At 53.5% G+C, this 10,961-nt stretch carries 6 protein-coding genes; 2 read left to right on the plus strand and 4 right to left on the minus strand.

Annotated elements, in window-relative coordinates; genetic code table 11:
* Nucleotides 1-4 precede the first annotated feature (4 nt).
* Nucleotides 5-847: a Sir2 family NAD+-dependent deacetylase gene (gene cobB, locus B880_RS0109145; protein ID WP_017347095.1), complete on the plus strand. Its 843-nt coding sequence runs from the start codon at nucleotides 5-7 to the stop codon at nucleotides 845-847.
* Here the strand turns inward: cobB and B880_RS0109150 are convergent.
* On the minus strand, nucleotides 835-4,563 hold the full coding sequence (locus B880_RS0109150) for a membrane-targeted effector domain-containing toxin (protein WP_157060535.1): 3,729 nt from the start codon (nucleotides 4,561-4,563) through the stop codon (nucleotides 835-837). The genes cobB and B880_RS0109150 overlap by 13 nt on opposite strands.
* Nucleotides 4,564-8,592, minus strand: a complete 4,029-nt coding sequence (locus B880_RS0109155; protein WP_157060536.1) for a membrane-targeted effector domain-containing toxin — start codon at nucleotides 8,590-8,592, stop codon at nucleotides 4,564-4,566.
* Between the two features lie 262 nt (nucleotides 8,593-8,854).
* Here B880_RS0109155 and pepT point away from each other — a divergent pair, with 262 nt between their 5' ends.
* On the plus strand, nucleotides 8,855-10,087 hold the full coding sequence (pepT, locus tag B880_RS0109160; protein ID WP_017347098.1) for a peptidase T: 1,233 nt from the start codon (nucleotides 8,855-8,857) through the stop codon (nucleotides 10,085-10,087).
* A gap of 91 nt (nucleotides 10,088-10,178) precedes the next feature.
* Here the strand turns inward: pepT and B880_RS0109165 are convergent, their stop codons facing one another.
* Nucleotides 10,179-10,373, minus strand: a complete 195-nt coding sequence (locus B880_RS0109165) for a hypothetical protein (protein WP_017347099.1) — start codon at nucleotides 10,371-10,373, stop codon at nucleotides 10,179-10,181.
* Complete coding sequence (locus B880_RS0109170; protein WP_017347100.1) at nucleotides 10,370-10,945, minus strand: hypothetical protein; 576 nt, start codon at nucleotides 10,943-10,945, stop codon at nucleotides 10,370-10,372. The genes B880_RS0109165 and B880_RS0109170 overlap by 4 nt, the downstream gene beginning before the upstream one ends.
* Between the last annotated feature and the right edge of the window lie 16 nt (nucleotides 10,946-10,961).

Here is a 10,961-nt window from a genome sequence, read left to right on the forward strand (position 1 = left end):
TGATATGCGAACACCCCGACGTCGCCTGCGCCTTGCGCGCTACAAGAAAAACCGACGTAAGGTACAACAGCGCTTTCGCCAGCGTATTTTCGAACGCGACCGTGAAGCAGATTTAGCAGAACATCCATTGCCTTTTGTGGTGGTGTTAACTGGCGCAGGAATCTCTGCCGAGTCTGGCATCCGCACTTTCCGTGCCGATGACGGCCTGTGGGAAGAGCACCGGGTGGAGGATGTCGCCACGCCGGAAGGGTTCCGGCGCGATCCGGCGCTGGTGCAGGCGTTTTATAACGCACGCCGCCGCCAGTTGCAGCAGCCAGAGGTTCAACCGAATGCCGCACATCTGGCGTTAGCTGAACTGGAGCAAGTGTTAGGCGATCACCTCTTGCTGGTGACGCAGAACATCGACAACCTGCATGAGCGTGCCGGGAGCCAGCGCGTGCTGCATATGCACGGTGAGTTGCTGAAACTGCGCTGTGTGTCCAGTGGTCAGGTGGTGGAGTGGACCGAAGATGTCACGCCGGAACACCGCTGCACCTGCTGCCAGTTCCCGTCGGTGTTGCGCCCGCACGTGGTGTGGTTTGGCGAAATGCCACTGGGCATGGAAGAGATTTATCAGGCGCTGAATGAGGCGGATATTTTTATCGCTATCGGTACTTCGGGCCATGTCTATCCGGCAGCGGGCTTCGTCCATGAAGCCAAAGTACAGGGGGCACATACCGTCGAGCTCAACCTTGAGCCGAGTCAGGTGGGTAATGAGTTTGCTGAGCGCCATTACGGGCTGGCAAGCGAAGTCGTCCCTGACTTTGTGCGCAAGCTTCAGCGTTATCAGGCTGGTCAGCTATTTTGATTCGTGCCTGACGCTACGGGGTGGTGTGGGGCGTAAACCGTGGCAGGGGCTTTGATGATGACAAAGTTGCTCTGCGTCAGTTTACTCCCGGTGAGTTCTGCCAGCGGCGTCTGTTGCTGGTAGTCCACCACTACCCGTGGTGGCGATCCCTGTGTGGTTTCCAGTAACGTAACGCTGGTCGCCTGGGTAGTGGGGGCGATGCCTGTGACCGGGAAGGGCGTTCCGTCTGCCATGTTGTCCCAGTAATTATCCACGTGGTAATAGCCCACCAGCGCAATAAACTTCTCCCCTCGTTGTGTAATTCCCTCAACGTTATTAATTTGCCGGGTGGCAACGTAATTAAAACTTTCTGTACGTTCGGCACCTTGCCGCCAGATGCTGGCGCTTAACGAACCCAGACCATGCAAAGTGATCTGGTGTTGACGTGCCAGCCGCAGAAGGTTTTCCGTATTGTAGTGACGCGCTTCAGCGGTCATCGGGGGATTAAATTGTGTGCTCTGAGTCGCAGCGTCAACATGTAACTGCAACTGAGAGGTGAATTCGCCGCGCTGATTGAACTGCCTGATATCCCAATGGTGGATTTCCGGCAGTAAGTCCTCGAGAAACAGATGACGGACACCTGATTCATGCAGCAACGCCATATTGTCGATAATAAACTGCAGGGCGGCGCGCTGGTGGTGGGCCTCCCCGATAATTAATCCACGTCCTTGTTGCAGGGCTGTGCGGATAACCTGCTGTTCTGTCAGCACTGTATTAGCAATGGTAGAGTAGCCCATCCGCTGAGAACTGGCTTTCCATGTGGCTGAGTGCTGCCGATAATCTTCATTGGTTTTTTCCGACTGACTAAGCATCGCCTGATTAATCGCTAACGTCTGTTCTGGTGTATTGATGCCAAAGTGATCTTTTATTTGCGTGACCATCGCCTGAATAAATCCAGCGGGCTTATCCCGGTACAGGTTATAAAGTCGGTGTGTCCATGCCCCTTCGGCATGTTTACGCATAATGGACTCGGCCTCTGGGCCACCGATGTATAACGGCTGTAGGTCGGCTGGCACATCCGCAATCGGGGTAAAATCCTGCGGCAACTTTGACAGCTGGTTTTTGAGTTGACGTAATCGCTTTTTTGTCACCTGCTGCTGGCTACGCAGGACGAAATCCATGATTTCGGCATCGGCTAAATGCCCCTGTTTGCTGGAGAGAAAACGCAAGATGTCCGCATCAGCAGGATGATGAACCCGAATTTTTTGCATCATGACGCGAAACTCTTCGTCATCAAGCCCAAAACTGGCTTTGATAAACACCAGGCGATGGTCGTTCTCTGGTGCGCCGCCTGGCAGCCCTTGCGGCAGTACAATCCAGCGCCGCGTTTGCAGTATTACGCTTTTTTGATCACCGCGATTGCGCGGAGAATAAATTATGCGCTGACCGGCTTCAGTGGCCGTTTTAAACCAACGCCCCTCACTCTCAAGGTATTGCTGGCCCTGGCTATCCTGCCAGATGGCCGGTTCCCGACCTCGAGCCAACACCAGCCCTTGAGGTTTTCGTTGGCTAACGGCAAGGTGCGTTAAGCTGGGATCAGGCAGTGGTGTACGGGGTACACGCAAAGCGGCGTTTTTACTGCCGCCCGTTACGCCGTCTGCCACTGCAGATAGCGCATCGACCAACGCGAAAACCCCTTCCTCCGTTCGGCTATGTTGAAACGCCTCTCCTGCAATTGCGCTGTGCGCGGCGACCCGGCTGATGGTCAGGCTGAGCACCGCAGCAGAAGGCAGTAAAGGCGTAATCAACGACAGCAGGGAAGAGACAATATTTTGCCCCAGTTGCGCACTGGACAGTCGATCGGCTAAGGCGGTGGTTCGTGCAAAAGCAGCGACTTCCGCCTGGGCGATGGCGAGCCGGGTGCTCCAGAGGTGTTGATACAAATCCGTACGAATAATCTCGGGATCAAAACCGCGCCGGTCATGCGTATGGCCCAGCATTCTTTGTCGATCGTGATTTCCCTGTGGCATGCGCTCCGCCAGATGCTGCCGCATCCCAGGAACGGCAAGTAACTCTTGCAGCAGCGTCTGCACGGTTTTCTCACCACCGCGGGCACCACGAAACATTTTTCCATCTGGCGCATTCGGAATAAACATCACCGGATCACGCAGATCGGGCTGGGCAAACAGCAGCACTTCTGCCACCGGCGTTCGACCCAGTTTAAACTGCCACACATCCACCGGCTGGCCCTGTAGTTTTGGCCGCGTAGCAGGATCGGGATGTTCAAGCACGGTGAGCACCTTTTCCAGCGCATCATGCTGTAAGGCGCGGGGTGGATCAGCGAGGCCCTGGTTGATATAGCAGGTCAACGCCATCGTCTTTAAGCCCGCTGCAATCAACGCCAGGGTTTCTGGCTGCCACTGACGGAACAGTGACTGACTAAAATATTTGGCGACATCAGCACGCCTGATCAGGTCGATGAGCTGGTCAGGACTTAAGCCGCCAGCGTTCCAGGCTCTGCGACTGTGGCCTTTCTCCAGCCAGCCGATGTTTTGCAGCGACCATTCAGTCAGTGTCAGCGTCTCTGTCTGGCTGATGGCTTTGCTGATGCTGCCTAAAACGCTGGTGCCGGCGGTGACAGTGGTAATGCTTAATGTAGCATTGTGGGCGGATAACGTGACGTTATGTTGTTGCGCTGCAAGCCGTTCTAATCGGTGGCTGGCAAATGCCTCAATCGTGGTGGCGCTAACGCGAGCAGGCAGCGACGCGAGCGTTGCGCGCGCAGGTATGCCGCGGAGTTGCTTAAGACTTTGCAGCCAGGCTTTACGCCGAGGTGCCTCTGCGGCGCGATTAAACCAGTTGTACAAAGCCAGTTCGTCGCGCTGCTGAGTGTAATGGGCGATGATCTCCCCCAGATCAAGCCGGGCAACGGTAGGCTTAGCGGCTTCATCAAGCCGGGTGATGTGTTCGCTCAGGGTCAGATTCGCATTAACCGGTTGCATGGCTGCACTGATGGTGTACTGCAATTGTGCGATGTGCTGTTCGGCGAAATCTGTCACCAGCTGGTGGGCAGGCGGTGATGAGCAAGGTTGCAGCGTCATTCCCCACATCACTTCGCCTTGTTCGCTCAAAGCCTGCTGTAACTCAGTGGATGAGGCGTAATAGCCCAGTGGCAAGCCGGGCTGCCAGAGCAGCAGTTTTCCCCCCTGCTCCTGAGTGAGGGCGATTTTCCCTGGCAGGGGTTGGGCAGGGCGGGCAGTGCCGTGTTCGGGGAAAATCTGAAAAGCCTGAGATGTGCGGGTACAGAGATGATTAAGCCGTGCTAACCATGATGAATTCAGTTTTCCCAGCTTCACCAGCATACGCATTTCTACTGCCATCACATCCAGAAGGCTTTGAACCAGCGCGGTGCTGGCAGCTTGCTGGGGATGAAAAAAGGCCCGAGTCTGTTCGGCAAAATGCGAAATAAAGTCCCGCTTCCCCAGGGTGAGAAAATCAATCGGGACGGGGGACGATGAAAGATTAGCGTGAGCCGTTCCCGGCAGGGGTAGCCGGTTGATAAGGGATTGACGAAAATTTTGCGCCTGTTTTAGCTGCAGTAGCAGGGCATCGAAATGCGGGTTTACGGCCTGAACAGTGGCACAAGGGGGCGTAGTGGCTGTTTCAGGTGTGGCCGGTTTAACAGGGGATACTATCACGGGCGGTGTCAGATGAGTCAGGGGGAGGACAGTCGACATTTATGCTCCGGAGGTTACACGAGGAGAAGCCAGGCCAGGCTCGGCTTTTACCAGCAGGAAATTACACTGGTTTAATGAAGGGGCATCCAGTTCAGGGATTACCGTGTTGCGTTGGTAATCGACAATCAATCTGCTCTGGTTTCCTGAACGCGCGGCGATAACAGCAACACTGGTTGCCCGGGTAGTGGGTGCCAGCCCAGTGACGCTAAACTCAGCTGCGTCGGTATGCCACGAATCTATGTGCTCAAGATCCACCAGCGCCACGAACTTTTCTCCCGGTGCGATGACCTGGTTAATCTGCTGTGCGGCAATAAAATTAAACCGATTACAGCGTGCTGCGCTGCTGTGGTCGGAAGCTATCGCCAGTAGCCCTAACCCATGTAGCGTTATTCCCTGCTGGTAAGCACTCAGCATGACCTGTTGCTCATCATTCCGGCTCTCTTTGAGGCGATCACTCAGCCGATAGCGACGATGGATCATCAGGTAATCCAGCAATTTTTGGTCTAACCGGCCTTGCTGATTAAATTGCTGCAATTCAGCCCCCCAGACTTCGGGGATCAGTGATGCCATGAAGAGATGCTTTACCCCTTGTGACTTCAACTGCGGCATCGCGTGGATGAGCAAGGCCAGCGCGCTATTTTCCGTCTGTCGCTGGCCGAAAACGATGCCCTGGCTCCGCTGTAACGCCATATCAATCATCTGATGTTCGCTGGGTGGATGAAAAAACAGAGGACCAAAGGGCTGCCGCTCAGCGCTGGCTTGCCATGCCTGCGACTGTTGCTGATAGTGTTGATCCAGCAAGTCGTTACGTTGCTTTTGTGCGCGTTGTATCTGGCGCATTTTTGCCGGGGTGGATATCGCGTAGTGATTTTTCACTTCGGCTATCAGTTTTGCCAGTGAGGCTGGCTGCGTATCGGGATACTGTACTTTTAGTCTAGAGATGTCATTTTGCTGGTGAAATTTACTTAACAGCAAACCGGTGTTTTTCACCCGGTGAATAGCGGTAAACGGTGAGGAGCTAACGGCGGGTACAGCGCTGGGTATTGCGGAGGAAAAATGCTGTTGTAATTGCTGGATTCGCTGTTGCAACAGGTTTTTCTGGCTTTCAGCGACCATGCTGAGTATTTCTACATCACCGTAGTTACCCTGTCGACTTTGCAGAAATCTATCGCGCCCCGCAGCGGTCGGATAGCGTTGGTTGAGGAAGGCGATAAAGGCGGAGAATTCTTCTTCATCCAGTGCGTGGCTATCCTTAATAAACAGCAGTCTGGGGTCGATTTTTCCATCTTCACTGACTACCCACTCATGCCCGACATAATAAACCGGATACATATCGCCCCGATTACGCGGATGATAAATCATCCGGCCATTGAAGCTGACTTTGCTTTTGAACCATAAGCCGGTGATGTTGAGATATTGTTGTCCCTGTTGGTTTTGCCACACGGGTCCTTCGCTCGCCGCCGTGGCGACCAGCCCTGCGGGGGCAGAGCCTCCTAATGTTAATGGCACTAACGAGGGATTGGGTGCGCGTGACATTTTACGCGGTGACAGGCGGTTTTTTAATACGCCAGGAGCGCCATCAGCCACAGCGGTCAGTGCATCTACCAATGAAAATATGCCTTCCTCCGTGCGACCACGCCTGAAGTCCTCGATGGCGAAGTGGGTATGCAAGGCAACCCGAGCCAGCGTCAGAGAAATAATGGCCGGTGTCGGGAGCAAAGGTGTCACCAGTGAGGCTATTAACATAGAGATTTGTTTCGCTAGTTGGATAGATGAAGTCCGGTCAGCCTCAGAGGTGGAGCGGGCAAATGCAGGAATTTCAGCCTGAATGGTTGCGATACGGGTATCCCACAGGTGCTGATAGAAATCACCGGATACTTTTTGTACCTCGAACTGTTGGGGCCTAAAGTGGTGCTTTTCTATTGCCGCGCGATCGTCAGTGCCGACGGCCATGCGTTTACTCAAATGATCCCGCATACCTTTTACTGCCATGACGGTATGCAATAATCGAGTCAGGCTTCTGTTTTTCCCACCCGCGGTGCGACAGACAATGCCATCCGGAGATCGCGGAATATAAATCACGGGTTCTACAAACCCAGGATGGCAGAAAATCAGGGTTTCAGAGATCGGTGTATTCCCGACCTTTAGCTGCCAGATTTCTACTTCCTTTTGGTTATTCCGGGGGCGTGTTGCGGGATCAGGGAAGTCAATGGCGGTGATGATTTTATCCAGCGCGCGTTCGTCCATGGTCCGGTTGGCGGCGGGCAGCATACTTTGGCGAATATAATCGGTATACGCCATGGAGCGAAAGCCTGCGGCGACTAACGGTACCACCTCGGGTTGCAACTCGCGTGTAATGTGTTGCTTATAATGTTTCGCTACATCTGCTGCACGAATCAATGCAATCACCTGAAGCGGTGTGAGTCTGCCGCAATCCCAGACTTTGCGTGAGTGCCCTCGATCAAGCCAGCCAATATTCTGCAGCGACCACTCAGTGAGTGACATCTCCTGGGTCTGGACGATAGGACGGCCCGAATGGCCTAATACACTGGTGCTGGCCACCACCGTATTAATGCGTAACTCTGCCTGGTCGGCATCCAGTGACGTATTGAAGAGTCGCAAGGCGGCTTCCTCAACCCGTTTTTTGGCAAACAGCCTGATCCCTTCCGCGCTGACGCGGCCTTGCACACGTGGCAGTGCATGGCGAGAGGGGATTGCATGCAGCTGCTGTAATGTTTTTAGCCAGTTTTTGCGCCGTTCTCCGCCATCTGGCGCATTGAACCAGCGGCGAAGTGAATACTCAGCAGAAATTTCTGTCAATGCGGTGGTCAGGCGGCTCAGATCGAGCCAGATATAGGCAGGCCTTGCGGCTGCATTGAGTTGTGCGATTTTCTTTTTTAGTGTCAATGGCGCCTGGTCGGGATGAATAAGTCGCGAGAGCGTGTTACGCAACTGCTCGACGTGCAACAGGATTAAATCTTCGACGAGCACCAACGCCGGATGTTGCTCAATGGCCTGCAATCTGAATCCCCAGGGGGCAAGATCGTGCTGATCCAAATAGCGCGAGAGTTGGCGAGAATGATTGAAAAACTGCGTTGCTTCACCGGGATGCCACAGCATCAGGCGACCTGGATGTGACAACGAGGGGCGCTCCGTCAGTGCGAGGTATCCGGTTAAAACGGCACTCTGTTCGGCCTGTTCCTGATGCGTCACAAGGTGATAAACACCCGGCCAACAGGGTTGATCCGTATGGGGTTTTAGTGCGGGTAAACGGTTAACGATCTTGCTGTAACGCAGGTAAGATAGATCGATTTTTTCCCGCAGCCTGACTTCGCTTTGCAATGTCGTTAATAAGCTTTCTGCCAGTTTCCAGCCGGCCTGACCCGGGCGTTTGCTCAACCGTGACCTGAGCTCAGCAGCATAATGCTCGACAAATTGCATCGCTGAAGTCTGTTCATACAGCGCAGCGAGCTGTGCTCGGGACGCGGGAGAAGTAAAGTCGTGCAGGATCTCCCCCGCATTGTCCGCTTTGCGCTGGTAAAAAACACAATCCCGCGCGTAAACACCAGGAAACTCTTCCCCTAGCAGGCGTCTTGCCACCAGCTCTGTCAGCAGCATGTCGCGTGATGCTGTGCCATTATGCGCAGGTAAATGTATGCCAACAGCAAGTGGGGCAACATCCGCAGGTAGGGGGGGGAAATGCCGCCCAATGGCTTGTTCAACCCGCTGGTTAATCATGGCCGCGGGAACCGGTAACTGTGCAGCAAGTTGCATTCTGTCGTGCTGTTCTTGCTGTAAACGGTTAAGAATGTCCCCCGGACGGGTAACGTTGGCGTTATGGCTACGCAGATGTGTTGCGGCGAAATCAAGACGCGGTTTCGCGAGCGGAGTGTTGCGCCTGATGCCCTGTGACCCTTTGGCAGGGGGGCGGTGAGCCAGGGTGTTATTTTTGTGTGATGTCCTAGTGGAGTCAGACCAGGTTGGGAGAGAAAACCTGGCAGTCTGGCCTGGATTCGCGAGAATTGGCATTGCATCTCCTGGTAAAGAGGGGAAAAGTGAAACATTGAAAGCGGGCACTCCGGTGCCGACGGGAGTTGTGTTTCATCACATTTGCAGAAGTTCTGTGATCTTTTCTGCTTAAAACGTATCCCTGACACATTCACAGACGGGTTATTTGCCCTTAATCGTTTTTTTGCAGTTAAACCGGCGTGATAAAAGGTGTATTTTCAAACGGATGCTCTGAAAACTTACGATCAACGGCCTGTTGATCGGCGCGGAACAAGGAACCTGCATGAAACAGTTACTCGATCGATTTCTTAGTTATGTTGCGGTAGAAACGCAGTCTGATCCGCACTCAAAGCAGGCACCCAGCAGCGAGAATCAGTGGGTGCTGGCGCGCCAGTTGCAGAAAGAACTGGAGGAGATTGGCTGTGTGGATGTCACGCTGAGTGAGCACTGTGTGGTGATGGGCACGTTACCGGCTAACGTTGACTGGCCAACGCCGGTGATTGGCTTTATCTCGCATATGGATACCTCGCCGGATTTCACTGCGGTTAATGTGAAACCGCAAATCATTGAGAATTACCAGGGGGGCGACATTGCACTCGGCACCAGCGGTGAAATTCTGTCGCCCGCGGTGTTCCCGGTGCTGAACCGACTGCATGGACACCGTTTGATCACCACTGATGGCACCACGCTGCTCGGTGCGGATGATAAAGCCGGGATAGCGGAAATCATGACCGCGCTGGCCACGCTGGCGCAGAGTGAGATTCCACACGGTGCTATTCGCGTTGCATTCACCCCGGATGAAGAGATCGGACGCGGCGCAGCGAACTTTGACGTCGAAGCGTTTGCCGCCGACTGGGCCTACACCATGGACGGCAGCGACCTCGGTGAATTTGAATATGAAAACTTCAACGCCGCTTCCGCTAAAGTGCATATCACCGGTAACAACGTGCACCCTGGCACCGCGAAAGGGGTGATGGTCAATGCGCTGGATCTTGCGACGCGTTTTCATGCGGCAGTCCCTGCGCAAGAAAAGCCGCAGTTTACTGACGGTTATGAAGGTTTCTATCACCTCAACAGCCTGAGCGGCAGCGTTGAGCACGCCGAACTCTTTTACATCATCCGTGATTTTGACCGTGACAGCTTTGCGGCGCGCAAAGCCAAATTCCAGCAAATCACTGACCAACTGAATACCGGCCTACCGGCGGGATGTTCGGTGGTGCTGAAGCTCAGCGACAGCTATTTCAACATGCGTGAGAAAGTGGAACCCTATCCTCACATTATTGAGCTTGCGCTTCAGGCAATGCGTGATTGCGGCATTGAGCCGAAAGTGAAGCCGATTCGTGGCGGCACCGATGGCTCACTGCTGTCCTGGAAAGGATTGCCGTGCCCGAATATCTTCACCGGCGGCTATAACTACCATGGCAAACACGAGTTCGCTTCACTGGATGTGATGGAGCAGAGCGTCAAAGTCATTTTGCGTCTGGCAGAGTTGGCGGCGCAGAAGAAGAGCCACTGAGAATACGTTTTGCGTCGTACCCTCAAGTACGGCGCAAAACCACGCCTGGGGGATTATCACGGAATTCCCCCTACGCGCGTCGTTGTTTGCTTCAACAAATCAGGAAGTCACATTTTCCCGTGGTTCTGATCTGTTCCTGAGCCTCCTGATAAATAATGTCCAGCAGACGTAATATCTCCGGACTTAACGGCTCTGGGGCGGGTGAGCAGCCTTCGGCAATTAACTTTCTCATTTTCCTGCGATAGCGTTTAGGGCTGATCGGACTTCGGTTGTCAATATTCTTCATAATTTACCTGACTTTAATATTAACGTTACATCACCGTTCATAGCGTAAACGGACGCCATATGCGGGGCAAGCGGGATTTTCTTACGTTCACAATAATTCATCATTCGACAAAACAGTTCGTCAAAACGTGGTGTAATTAATTTTAAAAACTCTAACGTGTCATTGTATAGCTGGCAGGTGTAGAGAGAATTTGAAAAGTAGAGGTGTTTTCCTGCTACGACGCGCGGCTTATGAAACACTACGCAAACCGGCCCCTCATTCATCACGATGACATTCGGTGCAGGGGTGGCCCTGAAGGCGAACGTCGCCATGATAAAGGCGGCAGCACTGGCTACGTAGCCTTTGAAAACCAGTATGACCTGTCGATGTGGATGACAGCGTTTAATCGCTTCTGTCAGACGGAGCGTAGTTTCAATTGCACCGCCAGCATTATGATAAAAGCGAATGATAACCTTGCTATGCTCGGTATTTTCACTGAGAGAAGCAATAGCATTATCTACACGCGCATCATTAATACGAATGTTACCTTCAATCAAATAGTGTTGCGTTGTGTTCTGATTCCTGGACCACATCTGTTTTTCCTGTGAG

The sequence above is a fragment of the Pantoea sp. A4 genome (genome assembly GCF_000295955.2).
Taxonomy (GTDB): Bacteria; Pseudomonadota; Gammaproteobacteria; order Enterobacterales; family Enterobacteriaceae; genus Pantoea; species Pantoea multigeneris.